The sequence below is a fragment of the Deltaproteobacteria bacterium genome (genome assembly GCA_019912665.1).
Lineage (GTDB): Bacteria > Desulfobacterota > GWC2-55-46 > GWC2-55-46 > GWC2-55-46 > UBA5799.
Map to the genome: position 1 here is coordinate 196,063 of JAIOIE010000008.1, position 17,766 is coordinate 213,828.

16 protein-coding genes are annotated in these 17,766 nt (G+C 58.6%); 2 read left to right on the top strand and 14 right to left on the bottom strand.

The window, feature by feature from the left end; genetic code table 11:
* Positions 1–150 precede the first annotated feature (150 nt).
* Positions 151–702 (top strand): DJ-1/PfpI family protein, encoded by a 552-nt coding sequence (locus K8I01_03640; GenBank protein ID MBZ0219510.1) that lies wholly within the window; start codon positions 151–153, stop codon positions 700–702.
* 28 nt (positions 703–730) lie between these two features.
* Here the strand turns inward: K8I01_03640 and K8I01_03645 are convergent, their stop codons facing one another.
* From K8I01_03645 to K8I01_03660, 4 genes are all read right to left on the bottom strand, one after another.
* Complete coding sequence (locus K8I01_03645) at positions 731–2,365, bottom strand: ATP-dependent helicase (GenBank protein ID MBZ0219511.1); 1,635 nt, start codon at positions 2,363–2,365, stop codon at positions 731–733.
* A gap of 152 nt (positions 2,366–2,517) precedes the next feature.
* Positions 2,518–3,369, bottom strand: a complete 852-nt coding sequence (locus K8I01_03650) for a cation diffusion facilitator family transporter (protein MBZ0219512.1) — start codon at positions 3,367–3,369, stop codon at positions 2,518–2,520.
* Positions 3,370–3,411: 42 nt separating this feature from the next.
* Entirely contained in the window at positions 3,412–4,674 is a 1,263-nt protein-coding gene (locus K8I01_03655; protein ID MBZ0219513.1) for a hypothetical protein, read from the bottom strand.
* An 83-nt stretch (positions 4,675–4,757) separates the two neighbouring features.
* Positions 4,758–5,687 carry a diacylglycerol kinase family lipid kinase gene (locus tag K8I01_03660; GenBank protein MBZ0219514.1) on the bottom strand — a complete coding sequence of 310 codons (930 nt, stop codon included), beginning with the start codon at positions 5,685–5,687 and terminating at the stop codon, positions 4,758–4,760.
* A 308-nt stretch (positions 5,688–5,995) separates the two neighbouring features.
* On the opposite strand from K8I01_03660, the gene K8I01_03665 reads away from it, so the two are divergent.
* Positions 5,996–6,520, top strand: a complete 525-nt coding sequence (locus tag K8I01_03665) for a YbhB/YbcL family Raf kinase inhibitor-like protein (GenBank protein ID MBZ0219515.1) — start codon at positions 5,996–5,998, stop codon at positions 6,518–6,520.
* Positions 6,521–6,814: 294 nt separating this feature from the next.
* Here K8I01_03665 and K8I01_03670 read toward each other — a convergent pair whose 3' ends face one another.
* The 10 genes from K8I01_03670 to K8I01_03715 form a co-directional block, all read right to left on the bottom strand.
* Positions 6,815–7,690 carry a CoB--CoM heterodisulfide reductase iron-sulfur subunit B family protein gene (locus tag K8I01_03670; GenBank protein MBZ0219516.1) on the bottom strand — a complete coding sequence of 292 codons (876 nt, stop codon included), beginning with the start codon at positions 7,688–7,690 and terminating at the stop codon, positions 6,815–6,817.
* A gap of 2 nt (positions 7,691–7,692) precedes the next feature.
* The gene (locus K8I01_03675; GenBank protein ID MBZ0219517.1) at positions 7,693–8,661 is read right to left on the bottom strand and encodes a succinate dehydrogenase/fumarate reductase iron-sulfur subunit; all 969 of its coding nucleotides are present in this window, start codon (positions 8,659–8,661) and stop codon (positions 7,693–7,695) included.
* 17 nt (positions 8,662–8,678) lie between these two features.
* Positions 8,679–10,349: an FAD-dependent oxidoreductase gene (locus K8I01_03680; protein ID MBZ0219518.1), complete on the bottom strand. Its 1,671-nt coding sequence runs from the start codon at positions 10,347–10,349 to the stop codon at positions 8,679–8,681.
* A gap of 246 nt (positions 10,350–10,595) precedes the next feature.
* Entirely contained in the window at positions 10,596–11,141 is a 546-nt protein-coding gene (locus tag K8I01_03685) for a 2-oxoacid:acceptor oxidoreductase family protein (protein MBZ0219519.1), read from the bottom strand.
* A gap of 27 nt (positions 11,142–11,168) precedes the next feature.
* Positions 11,169–12,029, bottom strand: coding sequence for a 2-oxoacid:ferredoxin oxidoreductase subunit beta (locus K8I01_03690; GenBank protein MBZ0219520.1), 861 nt, complete (start codon positions 12,027–12,029; stop codon positions 11,169–11,171).
* A gap of 49 nt (positions 12,030–12,078) precedes the next feature.
* Entirely contained in the window at positions 12,079–13,212 is a 1,134-nt protein-coding gene (locus K8I01_03695) for a 2-oxoacid:acceptor oxidoreductase subunit alpha (protein MBZ0219521.1), read from the bottom strand.
* 57 nt (positions 13,213–13,269) lie between these two features.
* A complete protein-coding gene (locus K8I01_03700; protein MBZ0219522.1) occupies positions 13,270–13,473 on the bottom strand; it encodes a 4Fe-4S binding protein in 204 nt (67 codons plus the stop codon).
* A 116-nt stretch (positions 13,474–13,589) separates the two neighbouring features.
* Positions 13,590–14,465: a succinate--CoA ligase subunit alpha gene (gene sucD / locus K8I01_03705; protein ID MBZ0219523.1), complete on the bottom strand. Its 876-nt coding sequence runs from the start codon at positions 14,463–14,465 to the stop codon at positions 13,590–13,592.
* A 21-nt stretch (positions 14,466–14,486) separates the two neighbouring features.
* A complete protein-coding gene (sucC, locus tag K8I01_03710) occupies positions 14,487–15,659 on the bottom strand; it encodes an ADP-forming succinate--CoA ligase subunit beta (protein ID MBZ0219524.1) in 1,173 nt (390 codons plus the stop codon).
* 427 nt (positions 15,660–16,086) lie between these two features.
* The gene (locus K8I01_03715; GenBank protein ID MBZ0219525.1) at positions 16,087–17,736 is read right to left on the bottom strand and encodes an FAD-binding protein; all 1,650 of its coding nucleotides are present in this window, start codon (positions 17,734–17,736) and stop codon (positions 16,087–16,089) included.
* Between the last annotated feature and the right edge of the window lie 30 nt (positions 17,737–17,766).

Sequence of the window (17,766 nt, forward strand, 5' to 3'; positions counted from 1 at the left end):
CGCGCTCCTTTTTTAAGACAAATCTTAATCAAATCTTATCCCAATTAGGTTAAACCGCAAGCCGCCGGGCTTTGACACGGGGCTGAACGGCTGTATAATCCCTGAAGCTTCCGTTTTACCTGGAACCCGACCTGTTCAAAGGAGGAAAACATGGCAAGGGTGCTCGTTCCCATAGCTCCCGGTTTCGAGGAGATAGAGGCGGTGACCATAGTCGATATACTGAGGAGGGCCGGTGCCCATGTGGTAATGGCCGGGACCGTTCCAGGCCCCGTCGAGGGGAGGAGCGGGATCAGGGTCCTTACCGACGCCTTGATGGACGATGTCGGCGCGGACTACGAAATGATAGTCCTTCCGGGCGGCGCCTTAGGCGCTGAAAACCTCAAAAAAGACGCGCGCGTGAGTAAACTGATCACCGTGCTGATGGATAGGGGCCGGAAGGTCGCGGCCATATGCGCCGCGCCGACCGTGCTTTCCGCCCACGGCGCTACATCAGGTAAAAGGATAACGAGCCACCCTTCGGTGCGCGAAGAGCTCCTCTCAAGGAATGAATTAGTTTCTGATGAGCGGGTCGTAGCCGACGGGAACATCATAACCAGCCAGGGCCCTGGCACGGCAATGGAGTTCGCGTTCAGGCTCGTAGAGACCCTCTTCGGGAAGACGAAGGCCGAAGAGGTCAACAAGGGGGTGCTGGCCAGGCTCTAAACAGGAAAAAAACCGGCGACAAGGGGCATTATTCAAAAAGACCCTTCTGCACAGGTTTCTTTTTCGGCGGGATTTTTGCGGCCATCCTCCTTATCTCGACAAGGGCCGCAGGAAGCTCCTCAAGGAAAGGCGACCTCCTGCATTCTTTCGACTCGCCCCAGGTCCGCCTTTTTCTGGCGCGAAGGAGAAAAAGCCTGTCCATCGCCCTTGTCATCCCCACGTAAAAGAGCCTCCTCTCCTCCTCGAGATCGCATTCGCCTTTCATCCTCATGGGGACAAGGCCGTCTTCGGCCCCGGCCAGGAAAACGCACCGCCATTCGAGCCCCTTGGCCGCGTGGAGCGTCATTATGTTCACCCGGTCCGCGCTTATGTCGAGGTTGTCGGAAGGCGTATCGAGCATGAGCTCGTCAATAAGGCAGGCAAGCCCCTCTCTCCCTTCAAAACCAGCCGCGCCCTTGAGGGCGAATTCCACAAGGCCGAGCGCGTGGCTATCAAGGCAGGCCATTTGGGCCTCCCTCATAACGAATTCCTGTAGAGGCATATCCTCCGGTGCTTCGAGGCCGCGGAGGATCTTGATAAACACTGCCAGACCCGGCCCGGACGGCTTTACGATGTGGAAGGGGATTGGAGAGCGGGCGAACTCCTCGGCCATGAGCTCCGCCTGCCGGTTCGTCCGGACAAGCACCGCGAAATCCGAGAACCTGAGGCCGATATCGTCTGAAACGGAAAGGCTCGTGAGCCCGCCCATAAGCCTTTCGATCTCCCCTATGATATGGCGGGCCTCTTCCCTTTCGTCGCCGCACTCGACCTCTTCTAGGCTCCCGCCCTCTCTTGCGGGCGCGGCCTCGTTCGGAAGCCTTTCGGTATTTTTTGAGATGAGAGCCTTCGAAGCCTCGGCTATGGCCCTTCCGGAACGGTAATTCGTTCCTAGACGGATGATTTCAGTATCGCCGAATTCCTTCTCGAAATCGAGGAAGCACCTGAGGCTCGACCCCCTGAAGGAATAGATGGCCTGGTCAGGGTCCCCTATCGCGAGCAGGCTTTCAGCACCTTCCGCGAGTGCCTTCACAAAGGCGGCCTGTACGGGGTTGATATCCTGGTACTCGTCTATCATGATGTGGTCAAAGGGTCTGCCGGATTTCGAGTGGATGAGCCTGAGCGAGGCGGGCACGATGTCATCGAAGTCGATTGCTTGTAGAGATTCAAGCCTCTCCGAATATGCGGAGAGGAGCCCGCTATCGGCGACGTCCGGCGCCATGCCGTTTTTAAAAGCCGAGATTCGCTCAAGTGCCTTATCCGGTTCTTCCGCGTCAAGCTCCTTTAAAAGCGCCCTGCACTCGTCCCTTGCAAGGAGCCTCAAGGAAGGCATCTCTTCCCGGAGGAGCCGAAGACCGAGCGAATGGAAGGTAGAGATGTTTTCAGGTCTCGCTCCGGGGAGCGTGGATAAGACCCTCGCCCTCATCTCACGTGCGGCCCTGTTAGTGAAGGTGACGGCCAGAACCCTTTCGGGCCCCGCCCCGTTTTGGACGAGTCGCGAAAACCTTGCGGCCAATATGCGGGTCTTTCCGCTCCCCGGCCCGGCGACAACGAGTATCCGCCTTGCCGCTGACAAGACCGCCTTCTCCTGCGAGCTGTCGAGCTTCATCGGTGCGAGTTCTCCCATGGTCAGGCAACCTCTGAAATTGGAGATTTTTCTCGAAATCAAGGAAGGCCGGGAATAAAAAGCGGAGCATATATATGACGATATGTGAGCATTTTTATTCACGGCCTGACAAAGAGTCAGGGGAAAAGATCAATTTTGAGAGGTTGCCTTTCTCAGACCGGGTCGATGTGGACGAACGACTTCTCAATAGTGCTTATGCTCTCGACCCTGTTCGAAACCTCCTCGCCTATTGCGTGCGACTCTTCCGTCGGAAGGCTCTTGTCCACCCTTATCTGTATCTCGACATGGATGAAAGGGCCGACATAGTGGGCCTTTACGCTCCCGAGCCCCTGCACTCCCGGCACGTGGAGAGCCGCTTCCCTGATCTCGTTAAGGAGCCAGGGGTCGGGTGCGCGCCCCATGAGGTAGTCTATGTTGTCCATCCCTATCCTGTAGCCTGTGTACATTATCCATACGCTTATGAGGAGGCCTGCCGCCGGGTCGAGCCATGCGTGCCCGAAAAATGTCCCGGCGAGGCCTATGAGGGCGGCAAGCGCCACGGCGACGTCCATGAGCGAATCGAAGGCGGTGGCGTTTATGGCCGGGCTGTTGAACATGCGCCCCACCATCCTGAAATACAAGAACATGCCGCCCTTTGCGGCCATCGTAATGACCGGGACAAGGAGGACATAGGGTCCGACCTCCGGGCTCGTGCCCTCGATTATGCGCGAGACCGCCTCCCTTATGACCTCGAACCCCAGTATCCCTGCGAGCACCGCTATTATGAGGCCCGCTATGGGCTCGGCCCTGCTGTGGCCGAACGGGTGGCCCTCGTCAGCCTGCTTATCCGAGATATAGACGCAGATGAAAGTCGCTATGGACGCGGCGACGTCGTTGAAGGAGTTTATGGCGTCGGAGATGAGGGCGATGCTTCCGGTCAATATGCCGGCCGCGAGCTTCAATGCCAGGAGGCCCGCGTTGCCGAGGATGTTCAGCATGGTAGCCCTGAAGGCTATGGGGTTCATCTCGAACATCGGGAAAATGAGGGCAAGGTGGAAAAGGCCCTTTTAGCGAAGGTTAAGCTTCTCGTGCAGCCTGTTAAGGTTCTGGCGCGCCACCACGTAGAAGCTCTGAGCCCATGCGAGCGGCACGTTGTAGTTTGGCCTGCCAGCGGTATAAAGCTCCGGTACCTGGCCCTCGGGGGTCATGACCGATTCGAGCCTCCGGAGGTAATGCTCGGATTTCTCGATATACTCTACCGGCGGGGAGAATATCTCGCCGAGCCTGAGCGCCTTTATCGCGAGCTGGGAATAGGCTATGGAAAGCCACGCGAACCCGAGCGGCCACTCGGCCTCGTTCCCGGTGGGGTTAGTCCTGTCGGCATTGTAGTATAGGTCCCCCGGATACCTTATCACCCCGTGCCTCCTCACGAGCCTTTTCTCCACGTTGGAGATTATCTGGATGGCCTGGTTGTCGTTGATTATATAATAAGGCCACACAAGGCTCAGCTGGGCAAGGTCGACCGGCCTCGAAGCGGATTCCGAAGGAAGGAGCCTCTCAAGGGCGCTCCTCCCCCGCTCTATGAATTCCTGGGGAACGGGCATGTACTGGTGTATGGGGATGCGGGCCTTGTACTTGTAATGGTAATAGCCGTCATCGTGCCACATGGTGAGCCCGGCAAGGACCGCGCCTATGCTCGATGCATGCAGCTCCGGCCCCTCTTCCCAGACCCCGAAGTCCGGGTCCGAATGCCACCTGACGGTGGTAAGGTAGAGGACGATGTCCCGAAGGAGTATCTGCGTTTCTGCCTGGTCGGTCGATATTACGTTGTGCCCTTTTTTAATGAGGTCGCCGGTTTTGTAAAGGAAGAGGCCGAAGATGTCGAGCTGGTGATGGCCCCACTCGTTAGTTATCTCCTCGAGGGTCACCGGATGCACCCTGGCGTGTATGACCTCGTCCGCGCAGCTCCCGAGATATGTACGCTTTCTCGCGCCGTTCGTTATCTTCTGCCTGTACTTCTGGAATATCCTGATTATGAGCCTGTAGCTCTCTATGAGCCTGTCGTACGCGCCCACATACTCGTTCGCGTACGTCGCGTACATTATGTCCCTGAGCCAGAAGACGTTATACCTGTCGCCGCCCTTGTCCCCGCAGTAATCCGAGGCGATGTACCCGCCGTTAAGCTGCCGGAGCTCCTCCAGGTGCTTGTAGGCGAGCATGAGCTTTTCGTCGTCCTTGAGCTCGGGGAAGCTCCGGCCTTTGAGCGCTTCCTTTATGTTTACGGAGAGATGCCGCCCGGCGCGGGCCCTGTCCATGGGTATCATGGGCATATGATACTCCAAAGAGGAACCTACTTCAACAACTTTGCTTTGTAAAAACAAAGGCAATTCAGAGGGTTACGGAAAGACGGAGGTCAAGGAGGCGGTCCGGGAGAGGCAGTCCTTTCGGATCTGCCGCTTTCAGGCACGAGCACGTTGAGCTTACGGTATAGGACGGAGATATCAACGTCCCCGGGCCATTGGAAAGGTTCCCCGTCAACGTGCGCGTCCCTGAAGTCCCGGCCCATGATCACGGCCTTCCTGCCGCGGGCGGTCTCGTATCTGCCGTGCTTATCTATTTTGCCGGAGAGGAGTCTCCGGGCGAGGTCCAGGGCCGAAAAGATTCCGGTCCTGTGGACGAAACAGAAGTCCAGTAGGCCGTCATCGTTCTCCGCGCCCGGGGCAATCACAGCGCCCCCGCCCAGGTGGCTCGTATTTGCGGCCGTGAGGAGGAGCGGCTTGCCGTCGATGTCCTTGCCGTCGATGCTCAGGCGGACCGGCCCTGGCCTGAAGCGGAGGAACTCCCAGGGCGCGAGCATAAAATACGGCGAAAGCCCCCTCAACCTCCTGCTCAACCGGCCCTTGTTATAGCGCCTGCTAAGGCGGGCCTCGAAGGCGAATCCCGCGGTAGAGAAGAAATAACGGCCGCACGCGACTCCTACGTCCATCTTCGCTATTCTGCCGGTCTTGAGTAGCCTTACCCCTTCCTCCACGTCCTCGGGTATCCCGAGGGCCCTCGCAAGCGCGTTGCCGGAGCCGGCAGGCAGTATGCCGAGTGCCGTCCCTTTGCCAACGAGCTCGGATGCCACGTCGTTTATGGTCCCGTCCCCGCCGCAGGCGAAGACCACCTCGTATCCCTTGGCGACCGCATCGGCCGCGAGGTCCCTCATGCCGGACCTGTCGGCTGCGGACCTTATCTCGAATATGCCCTCTTCCGCCGCCAGCACTTTTTTAACCGCCCCGGAGAGGGCTTTAAGCCTTCCAGAGCGCCCGGCAGTGGGGTTGAGGATGAAACGGACCTTCAAGCTTGAGTCCTCCGTAAAAGTAAAGGCAACCTCTAAAAATCAGAGCTTTTTCCTGCAAACAAGGAAGCCGGGAATATTTTATTCCCGTAACTACCCAGAGTCCGGGAAAAGATCAATTTTTACAGGTTGCCTGAAAAGTATAATTTGGAAATAGGCCGGGTTGCAAGGATTAAAGAGGGCGTGGCAGAGCCTGTAAAAAGGTACAGTTGCGGATTTTATATCTTGCGTATAAGATATGTAATATTAAAAGCGATAAAAAGGGCTTTCATTGGCCTCAACGCCATGCGGCCGGAAAACCGGGACCTGGCATGATTGCGAACTCGTTCACGAGAGCATCCAAAGAGCTCCTTAAAACGGAGGTCAATGTGTTCCGAATCGAGAGTCCTGATTTCAAGGAAGGCGGGCATATCCCGAGGAAGTATACCTGCGAGGGAGAGAACCTCTCGCCGCCCCTCATCTGGAGTGAGCCCCCTCCGGGAACAAAAAGCTATGTCCTCGTACTGGAGGACCCTGACGCTCCCATGGGGACTTTCGTCCACTGGGTCGTATTCGACGTTCCGACCGATATGACCGGGCTCTACAGGGGCGCGGGCAACAACGGGACAGGGCTCGAAAACGGCATGAAGCACGGCATGACGGACTTCGGCCAAATAGGCTATGGCGGCCCGTGCCCGCCGAAGGGGCACGGCATGCACAGGTACAGCTTCATACTCAAAGCGACCGACCTGCCTTCGCTCGGCCTCGACGAGGGCTCGAAAAAAAGCGAGCTGGAACGGGCCTTGAAAGGGCACGTGCTCGCAGAAACGCGGATAACAGCGGTATACCAGCGTTAGGACTTGACCCCAGGTAAATCCTTTCGACGTAAAACCCTTCTGCCGCATACGCGGCTCGAGACTGAAGCTCGACCGGCTTACCCCTTCTACCCCATCAGACACGCAAAGCGACGAGACTGGCCTTTTCCCCGGCCCGTTCACGCCTTCTCCCTTATATGCGTTTATTGTACTGTTTTGTTTTTTTAAAGAGCCCGTGAGTGTAGGCGGGTCGTGAGGAGCCTTTGCAAAAAAGCGCGCAGCGCGTCAAAAGGACTTTTTCGCTTTGGAAGCAAAACAGTTAAAGTAGCACTTAAGCTACTTGAGCACCCTCTCCGGCGAGACCAGGTGCCTTGAGAGCCCCATCTCCTTGGGGCTCAAGCCCATCGCGAGCCCCACGAGCTGGGAGAGATGGAAGACAGGCATGTCGATCCGTTCATTGACAGCTTTTTCGGCAAGGCCCTGGTAATTGTCCAGGTTTATGTGGCAGAAGGGGCACGGCGTTACGAAGCAGTCGGCCCCGTTCCTTTTTCCGTCGAGGAGGCGGACGCCCGTCATCTTTGTTGCGGTCTTCTCGGCTACAAGGTCCACCTGGAAGCCGCAGCACTTGGTCTTCCCACTGTACTCTACGGGCTCCGCGCCGAGCGCCATTATAGTGGCTTCAAGCGACCAGGGTTTTTCAGGGTCGTCGAACCCGAGGGCGTCCGAGGGCCTAAGGCTGTGACAGCCATAGAAAGGCGCGACCTTGAGCCATGATAAGGGGCTTGTGACCTGCTCCTTGAGCCTCTCAAGCCCGTAATCTCCTGCCAGCACCCACAGGAGCTGTTTTACCTCGATTTTCCCGCTGTAATGGAGCCCGGCAGCCGCGAGCACCTTGTTCGTCTCCTCAAGGAGGCGCGGGTCCCTTTTGAGGTCCCTGTTCGCCGTGCTCATGACCATTAGGCAGGTTGAGCATATGGTCATTATGTCCATCTCCATGGCCTCGGCCTCGGCGAATATGCGGGCGTTGAGGGCCAAATAGAGCCGGTAATCGTAGTCTGTAAGGAGCCCTGCGCCGCAGCAGTTGGCTTTGGGCATGTCGTAAAGCCCTATGCCGAGCTTCCGGGCGACGAGCCTTGTCGCGTCGTTCGTCTCCCTGGTCATGTGCTGGGATACACAACCGGGATAGTAGGCGTATTTCAGTTCCTCGGCCAATCCTACTCCTCCTTCTTCGGCTTAAGGCCTTCCTTCTTCTCCATCTCGTCGTAGATCGCCCTGACCTCGTCTATCTCCATTATCTGAGGGAAAAGGTACGGGCGGGGCATCTTGCCGTGCCTCTCCATCCTGAGCCCAAGCGGTATCATCCCGAGAGAGCGGAGGAAACCCAGTGTCTTGAAGGTCATTGCGGCCTCGTCGAGCCGTCCGAACCTCTCGACCGAATCGGCCATCGCCTCTACGTGTTTGGCGCCCGGGTTTTCGAGGACGCCTTTCTTCATCGCGGCCGAGCGGAGGCTCTCTATCTGCTTAAGCGGCTTTACGTCCTTGGGGCAATACTGCGTGCAATGTATGCAGCGGACGCAGTCCCATATGCCGTGCTCCTCCGAAAGCCTCTCAAGCCTCTTCCCCTGGTGCCCTTCCCGGACGTCTCCTACGAACCTCCACGCCTTTGCGGAGGCAGCCGGGGCGATGAAGCGCTCGTCTATCTCAAGAGAGTTGCACTCGGCGTTGCAGCAGCCGCACATTATGCACCTCTGGCTCTCGTCTATCCCGGCCTGGTCCTCTATGGTGACCGGGTTCCCTTCGCTTCCGCCAGCGGGCATAAGGAAAGGCGAGACCTTCTCCATCTTCTCCCAGAAAGGGGCCATGTCCACCACGAGGTCCTTTATGGTCCTGTGGTTCGCGAGTGGCTCTATCCTCATGGTACCCATCTTCTCGTACTCTGGTATTACCTGCAGGTTGCAAGTGAGCCTTGCAAACCCGTTCACTGTCATGGCGCAGGAGCCGCATATGGCCGAGCGGCACGACCTCCTGAAGGCGAGCGTGGGGTCCTGCTCCTCGGAAATATTAAGGAGCGCCTCGAGCACGGTCATGCCCTCTGTGGCCTCGACGACATAATCCCGGTAGTACGGCCCCGGGTTCTCCCGGTCCATCGGGTCATGCCGCCTTATGCTGAATTTTATTTCCATGAAGCGGATTCTCCTGTCTAATACTTTCTTTCTTCCGGTTCGAACCTGGTAATCTTCACGTCCTTGTATCCTATGATAAAATCATTGCCGCGCTTTACTACTAGCGTGTGCTTGAGCCACTCCGCGTCGTTTCTTTTCGGGAAGTCCGTCCTGAAATGCGAGCCCCTGGATTCTTCCCTGTTTAACGCGCTCACCAGTATGGCTTCCGAGGCGTCGAGCATGCTCCCGAGCTCTATCATATGAAGGAGCTCGGCGTTGAAGCGGTCTCCCCTGTCGATGAGGGCCGCCTTCCCGTACCTCTCCTTTATATCCCTTATTTTGTCGAGCCCTTTCCCGAGCCTTTCCCTGCTTCTAAAAATGCCGCAGTGCTCCTCCATGACCCCGGCCATCTCGTCCCTTAGCGCGTAGACCCGCTCTCCCTTTTCCCTCTTGAGTATTCCGGCGACCTCGTTTGCCGCATCGCGGAGGGCCGAATCGGGGAAGGGCGTAAGCTCGGCGGATTCAGCATACTCGGAGGCCTTTTTCCCGGCGCGCCTGCCGAAGACCACGGCCTCAAGGAGCGAGTTCCCTCCGAGCCTGTTCGCTCCGTGTACGCTTACGCAGGCGCACTCGCCCGCGGCAAAGAGGCCCGCAATGCCGGTCTGGCCGTCCATGTCGGCCCGGATGCCGCCCATCGAATAATGCGCGCCGGGCTTTACGGGCACGGGCGCCTCTATCGGGTCCACCCCGGCGAAATCCATCGCGAGTTCCCTTATCTGCGATAGCTTCGATTTTATGGTGTCCGCGCCCAGGTGCCTCAGGTCCAGGAAAACGCAGCCGTCAACGCCCCTTCCCTCCTCTATCTCGGTCTGCTCGGCGCGGCTTACCACGTCCCGGCTCGCAAGCTCCTTTACCTTGGGCGCGTACCTCTCCATGAACCTTTCGCCGAGCGAGTTCAGGAGAAAACCGCCCTCGCCCCTCGCGCCCTCGGTCATGAGGATGCCCGTCCTTTTAAGGACCGTCGGGTGGAACTGGACGAACTCCATGTCCATAAGCGGGAGCCCGGCATCGAGCGCGAGCCCCAGGCCGTCGCCTGTCGATGAGAGCGCGTTCGTTGTGGTCCTGTAGACCCTGCCGTAGCCGCCTGTGGCCATTATGACCGACTTCGAGCGGAGCCTATGGAGCTTACCGGTATCAAGCTCCATCGCGATCACGCCGGAGACCCTGCCATCCTCGACGACGAGCCTTGTTACGTGCCACTCGTCGTAGATGAAGACACCGTGCTTCAAGACCTGCTCGTACATTACATGAAGGAGGGCGTGCCCGGTCCTGTCCGCGAGGTAGCAGGTCCTCGGATAGCCTGCCCCGCCGAAAGGCCTCTGGGCGATATGGCCTTTAATATCGCGGCTGAAAATGGCGCCCATGCCTTCGAGCTCGAGGATGTCTCCGGGCCCCTCCTTGCACATGGCCTCTATCGCGTCCTGGTCGCCAAGCCAGTCGCTACCCTTGACGGTGTCGAAGGCGTGCGCCTCCCAGGAATCGGTCTCCTTGAGGGCCGAGTTTATGCCTCCCTGGGCCGCTACCGAATGGCTCCTCACCGGGTATATCTTGGTCACGAGGGCGGTGTCGAGCCCGCTTCTGGCCGCCTCTATGGCGGCCCTCATGCCCGCGAGCCCCGCGCCTATTATGACACAGTCATGCGTTACCAGGGCCTTGTCCTCCGATTCAAATTTTTCATGATACCACGGGCCTTTCCGGACCGGGGCTTTTCATTACACTCTATAAGGAATCCAGAGTACATAAAAGGTTTTTTTCAAGGAAGCCGGGATATGCTGGAAAAGGCCAGGACCGGCTTATGAAAGCTTATCAGCAATACCGGCCTTGGTCAACGGAGGAAAACGCAAAAAAAAGGGCGGCCCGAATGGCCGCCCTTTTTTCTACCGATTGGAACTGGCTTATTTCAAATCTTTTGTCAGCTCGTACCCGCGCTGCAGGGCCTTCTTGTTGAGGTCCACGAAAGCGGCCGGCACCCTTGCGAGGACCGCCTGCTCAACGGACTCGTACTTGACGACTTTTGTGAGGCCGGTCATCGCGCCGAGAGAGACGATATTGGCGACTATGATCTTCCCGAGCTCGTCCCTGGCTATCGAGGTAATTGGGAAGCCGTGCACCTTGAAGCCGCCGCTCGGGAGGGTTTTTACGTTGTCCGAGTCCACGATAAGGATGCCGCCGTCCTTTATATCATGGTGATACTTGGTGCATGCCTCCTGGGTCATGGCGAGCATGCAGTCTATTGCAGTAGCCTTCGGGTAGTCTATGGGCCCTGCGGAGATGATGACCTCGGCCTTGGAGGCGCCGCCCCTGGACTCGGGGCCGTAGGACTGTGACTGGACCGCGTTCTTATCGCCGTATATGGCGGCGGCCTCGGCCATTATTATGCCTGCCAGTATCATGCCCTGGCCGCCGGAGCCGCTCAACCTTATCTCGTACCTTTCGCTCATCTTTCAAGCCTCCAAAGGATTGCGGGACTATTTTTTCGACGTAGCCTTCTGCATTATGAGGTTCTCGTACTGCTCGCAGTACTCGGGCCGCTCGACCTTGTGGAGCACCCCGCGTAGCACCTTGCCCTTAAGCTGCTCAGGCGTGAGCTTCTCCGCCTGCTTCACGTTAACGGTCCCGTCCTTTTCGATCTCCTCCATCATATGGGTCGCGCTCTTGTACTTGTTGGCCCTGCCGAAGTAGGTCGGGCAGGCGTCTATGATGTCTATTACCGAGGTGCCCTTGTGGACCAGCGCGTCGTGTATCGTTTTTTCGAGCTCTATCGTGTGGTAGGCCGTGCCCCTCGCGACGAACGTCGCGCCCGACACCTTTGCCATCTCGCACGCGTCGAACGGGGGCTCGATGTTGCCATAGCGGCTGGTCGTGGCGATTGCATCGAGGGGTGTAGTCGGGGAATACTGCCCGCCGGTCATGCCGTAAGTCGAGTTGGTCATGACCAGCACGGTCATGTCTATGTTGCGCCTGCATGCGTGTATGAAATGGTTCCCGCCTATGGCCAGCGCGTCTCCGTCGCCGGTTATGACTATAACCTTCATCTCCGGCTTCGCGAGCTTTACGCCCGTTGCGAAGGCCATCGCCCTCCCGTGGAGCGTGTGGAGGGTGTTGAAGTCCACGTATCCCGGGGTCCTCGACGAGCAGCCGATCCCTGAGACCATGCAGATGTTGTCTTTTTCGAGCCCGGCCTTGTCTATGGCCCTGAGCAGCGCCTTAAGCACTATCCCGTGGCCGCAGCCAGGACACCAGATGTGCGGGAGCTTATTGGGCCTGAGATACTTATTATAATCGAAGGGGACGCTTACCTTTTCCTTCTTTTCCGCTATCGTTGACATTCGATTGCCTCCAAGCTCGTTGTGGGCCGCCGGCCCTGCCTTTTCGGGGTTAAAGGAATCTCCTCACTGCGTGCATTATCTGCGCCGGGGTAATGGGCTCTCCATCCACCCTGGTTATGCCCTCCACCTCGCAGTTCCCCTTGGCGCACCTCTCTACCTCGCGCACCATCTGGCCGAGGTTCAGCTCCGGAACGACTATGGCGTTTACCCTTTTTGAAAGCTCGGCCACGGCCGCGTCCGGGAAGGGCCATATGGTGAGCGGACGCAGCAACCCGACCTTGAGCCCCGATTTCCTGAGCTCGTTCACGGCGAACCTCGCCGAGCGGGCGGTCGAGCCGATGGTGAAGATGGCCACGTCCGCGTCGTCGAGCGCCGCCTCCTCGTTCTTCCAGATGCGCTCCTTGTTCGTCTCTATCTTCTCGATGATGCGCCTGTTGTTCCGGTCTATCACCTTGGAGTCGTTCGTGGGGAAGCCGTCCTGCTTGTGATTCAAGCCGGTCACATGGAACCTGTACCCTGACCCGAACGGCGCAAGCGGCGCAACAAGGAATCGGTCGTCGTACGGGAAGTATTCCTCGGGCTTGCACGCGACCTTTTCCCTGTCCACGACCTCGAGCTCGCCCGGCTCGGGTATGTTGAGGGGCTCCCTCATGTGTCCGACTATCTCGTCATAAAGGACCATGACTGGCGTCCTGTACTGCTCGGCGAGATTGAAGGCTCGGACCGTCTCGGATAATATCTCGGGCACCGACGACGGGGTCACCGCTATTACCGGGTGGTCGCCGTGGGTGCCCCATTTGGCTGCCATGATGTCGGACTGAGAGGGGCCGGTGGGATAGCCCGTAGCCGGGCCGCCCCTCATTACGTCAACTATCACGAGCGGCACCTCGGCGATGCAGGCATACCCGATGCACTCCTGCTTGAGCGAAAAGCCGGGGCCGGAGGTCGCGGTCATGGACTTAAGGCCCGCAAGCGAGCCTCCTATGGCCGCGGCGATGCCGCCTATCTCGTCTTCCATCTGTATGAACTTGCCCCCGATCTTAGGGAGCCTCACGGACATGCCCTCGGCTATCTCGGTCGAGGGGGTAATGGGATACCCGGCGTAGAACTTGCAGCCGGCATACAGCGCGCCCTCGACGCACGCCTCGTTGCCCTGAAGGAGCCTCTTTTTTTTCTGAGCCATTTCTTCAAACCCCCTGAAAGGCCGCCGCCGGCTTTTACCGGAGGCGAGCACGGTTCGTTAATCGAAGACCTGTATGGCGAAATCCGGACACCTCAAGTCGCAGAGCTGGCACCTGGTGCAGGCCTCGAGGTTCTTTACGGCCACTACCGCCCCTTTCAGCTCCAGCACGTCCGTAGGACAGAAGTCCACGCAAATGCTGCATCCCTTGCAGAACTTCTCGTTTATTTCGATCCTTGGCAGTTTCTTGGCCGCCTGAGTCATGGCACCTCCGCTTCTGTTCGACCCTGCTTGGGTAGGGGATTAAACCGGAATCCCTGAAAGGAAGCCCCTTGTATCACAAGCCCCCTCCCAAGTCAACCATAATACAATTGATATTATCACACTTTCTGCAGCACTTCCAACATCGACCTGCCTATCTCCGCGGTGCTCCGGGTTATCCTTATCCCGGCGCGCTCCATTGCCTCGAACTTCTCCTCCGCGGTGCCCTTGCCGCCGGAGATTATGGCCCCGGCGTGCCCCATCCTCTTCCCCTTGGGAGCGGTCGCGCCCGCTATGTATCCGACGACCGGCTTCTTCACGTTCTTCCGTATGAACTCGGCTGCCTCCTCCTCGGCTGTCCCGCCTATCTCGCCTATCATGACGATGGCGTTCGTGCCGGGGTCCTTCTCGAAGAGCTCGAGGACGTCGATGAAGTTCGTGCCGTTCACCGGGTCGCCGCCGATGCCTACGCAGGTCGACTGCCCCAGGCCGAGCCTCGTGAGCTGGTCCACGGCCTCATAGGTGAGCGTTCCGCTCCTTGATACCACCCCCACGCTCCCGGCCTTGTGTATGTGACCGGGCATGATGCCTATCTTGCACTCGCCCGGGGTTATGACGCCGGGGCAGTTGGGGCCCACGAGCCTCGAGGGTTTCCCCTGCATGAACCTTCTCACCTTCACCATGTCGAGGACCGGGATGCCCTCGGTTATGCAGACGACGAGGCCTATTCTCGCGTCCACCGCCTCCATTACCGCGTCAGCCGCGAAGGCCGCGGGCACGTATATGACCGAGGCGTTGGCCCCGGTCTTTCTTACCGCCTCGTCCACGGTATCGAATACCGGGATGCCGTCTACTTGAGTGCCGCCCTTCCCTGGCGTCACCCCTCCTACCATCTTCGTGCCATAGGCGACCATCTGCCGGGTATGGAAGGTGCCCTGCTCGCCGGTTATGCCCTGGCAGATTACCTTTGTGTCCTTATTAACGAGTATGCTCATGGAACGCTCCTTGGGTTATCTTCAAGACGCCTTGGCTGCCGCCACGGCCTTTTCCGCTGCCTCGTCCATGTTCTCGGCTGTTATTATATTGAGGCCCGAGCCGGCCAGGAGCTTCCTCCCCTGCTCGACGTTCGTGCCCTGGAGCCTCACCACGAGCGGCACCTTCAGGCCCACTTCCTTTGCGGCGGCCATAATGCCCTCGGCGATTATGTCGCACCTCATGATGCCGCCGAATATGTTTACCAGCACGCCCTTTACGTTCGGGTCCGAGGTTATGAGCTTGAAGGCCGCGGTGACCTGGTCCTTGTTGGCGCCGCCGCCCACGTCCAGGAAGTTAGCGGGACTGCCGCCCGAGAGCTTTATCATGTCCATCGTGGCCATGGCTAAACCAGCGCCGTTCACCATGCAGCCTATATTGCCGTCAAGGGTGACGTAATTGAGGTTGAACCTCGACGCCGCGACCTCCTTGGGGTCTTCCTCGTCCAGGTCCCTCATGCCCTCTATGTCCTTGTGCCTGAATAGCGCGTTGTCGTCAAAGGACATCTTGGCGTCGAGCGCTATTATGTCGCCGTCCTTTGTTATTACGAGCGGGTTTATTTCAGCCATGGAGCAGTCCGAGGCGACAAAGGCGTTGTAGAGGCCGGTCATGAACTTCACGGCCTTCCCGGCAAGCGCCTTGTCTATGCCGAGTCCGAATGCGAGCTTCCGTCCCTGGAAGGGTATGAGCCCCACGGCAGGGTCAACGAGCTCCTTCAATATCTTCTCCGGCGTCTTCTCCGCGACCTCTTCTATCTCCACCCCGCCCTCGGTTGACGCCATGATGACGACCTTCTGGGTGGACCTGTCCACGACGAGGCCCAGGTAGAGCTCCCTCGCTATCTGGCACCCTTCCTCAACGTATACCTTTTTCACTTCCTTGCCCGCCGGGCCGGTCTGGTGGGTGACCAGCACCTTCCCCAGGAGCTCTTCGGCGATCTTGGCCGCTTCCTCTTTAGACTTTGCGAGCTTGACGCCGCCGGCCTTGCCCCTGCCCCCGGCGTGTATCTGGGCCTTCACGACACATACGCCCTTCTCGGCGATGAACTCGCGGGCGGCTTCCTCGGCCTCGGCCGGAGTGAAAGCTATCTTCCCCTTCGGCACGGCGACCCCATATTTGGCGAGTATCTGCTTTGCCTGGTACTCGTGAATGTTCATCTAAGCCGACCTCCAGAGATTTCTGTCCGGCTGCTGAAAAGCCCATCTGCTTCGTTATCTTCGTCGCTTGGCACTCCGGCGTACACGAAAAGTACGCCTCATTCCTCGCTCCCCTGTTCCAACAGGGCCTCGCATCTGGATCTTTTTGAGCAGCCTTCAGTTTTTCAGCAAGCTGATTCGTTTTCCTGTTTTGCTCATCACACCGTCCGCCCTTCCATTTTAGAAGCGGCGGTGTCCGTCGCGGAAAAGTGTTTATACCAAAAAAAACTCAAGCGGGCAAGCATTGCCCGCTTGATACGGGCCGGTTTTTACCGGCCTCAGCATACCTGCAAATCACCGAAAGCGACTTCTAAAAATCAGAGATTTTCCCCGCTTTTCCCGTAACCACCCAGAGTCCGGGGAAAAGGTCAGTTTTTAGAGGGTTGCCTTACCCTATCTGCCTGGCCCTTACATGGTCGGGCGCGTAGTTCGGGAGTATGAGCGGGCTCTGTATGCCGTTGTCTATGCCCGCCTTTTCGATCTCCTTATTGAACTTCTCGACGTGACCGAGCGAGAGCTTGCCCGCAGCTTTTGAGGACTTGACATGTTCTATGGCCCTCAAGCCCGCCCTTCTGCCGAATACCAGCACGTCGAGGAGCGAGTTCCCCATGAGGCGGTTCCTGCCGTGGACCCCTCCCGCGGTCTCGCCCGCGCTGAAGAGGCCCTTTACGCTCGTCTCCGCCCACTCGTTTATCTTTATCCCGCCGTTCTGGTAATGGAGCGTCGGATATATGAGCATCGGCACCTTGCTTATGTCTATGTCGTACCTCTTGAACTGTATGAACTTGGCCGGGAGCTCTTTCCTTACCGTCCCCTCGCCGTGGAGCATATCGATCATGGGGGAGTCCAGCCATACGCCGTGCCTGCCGGTCGGCGTGATTATGCCCTTCCCGATCTCCATGCACTCCCTTATGACGCAGGCGCTCTCGACGTCCCTCGGCTCGAGCGGGAAGCAAAACTGCTCGCCCTCGATGTTAAGGAGCTGGGCTCCCAGGCCCCTGACCTTCTCCGTAATGAGGAGCCCCACGTTCTGCTCCGGGAATATGGCGCCGGTCGGGTGGTACTGGGTCGAGTCCAGGTCCTGGAGGGCGACCCCGGCCCTGTAGGCCATGACGACCCCGTCGGCGGTCGCGCCGTAGTGGTTGGTGGTGGGGAAGCCCTGTATGTGTAGCCTGCCGAAGCCGCCGGTCGCTACGACCACGGCCTTGGCCCTGGCTACATAATATTCCTTTGTCTCGAGATTGTAGAGGACCGCCCCGGCCGCATTGCCCTTGTCGTCGAGGATAAGCTCGACTGCCGGCGTGAACTCGAGTATCTTTATCTTCCCGGTCCTGTTCCGGGCCTCGTCGCGCAAGACCCTCATTATCTCGGCGCCGGTCATGTCGCCGGCCGAGTGCATCCTCTTCCTGCAGGTGCCGCCGCCGTGCCTTACCTTCATCCTGCCGTCCGGGTGCTTGTCGAACATCATGCCCAGGCTCTCTAACCAGTGGATGATGAGCGGCGCGTCGTTCGTGAGGGCCGCGACCAGCTCAGGCTGGTTCGAGAAATGCCCGCCGCCGATTACGTCGAGGTAATGGAAATACGGGGAGTCGCCCTCCTGGTCGGCCCCCTGGATGCCGCCCTCGGCCATTACGGTGTTGGAGTCGCCGTGGCGGAGCTTGGTCGAAACGAGGACATTAAGCCCGGCCTCCTCGGCGGCGAGAGCGGCGGCCGTTCCCGCGCCGCCGGCGCCTATGACAAGGAGGTCGGTATCGAAGTCGACCCTTTTAAGGTCCACTGCCTTCGTATCGAGCCTGCTTTTGGATTCGAGGAGCGTGGAGACCTCTTCCGGGTATACGGTGCCCTTGTTGGGCCCGACCTCGACCGGCCGCCTTCCGTCGTTTTTATAGTCCGGGTGGTACTTCCTCAGCCACTCCTGCCGCTGCTCCATGGTGAGGGCCGGGAAGTGATCTCCCTTCCTGGCCTTCTCGACCCTGGCGGGCCTGGTGGCCTCCACCTTCTTTATGAGTTCGTTGAGAGCTGTGGTATATCCGCTCATCTTTCCTCCGTAGGGTCCGCCTCGGGCGGC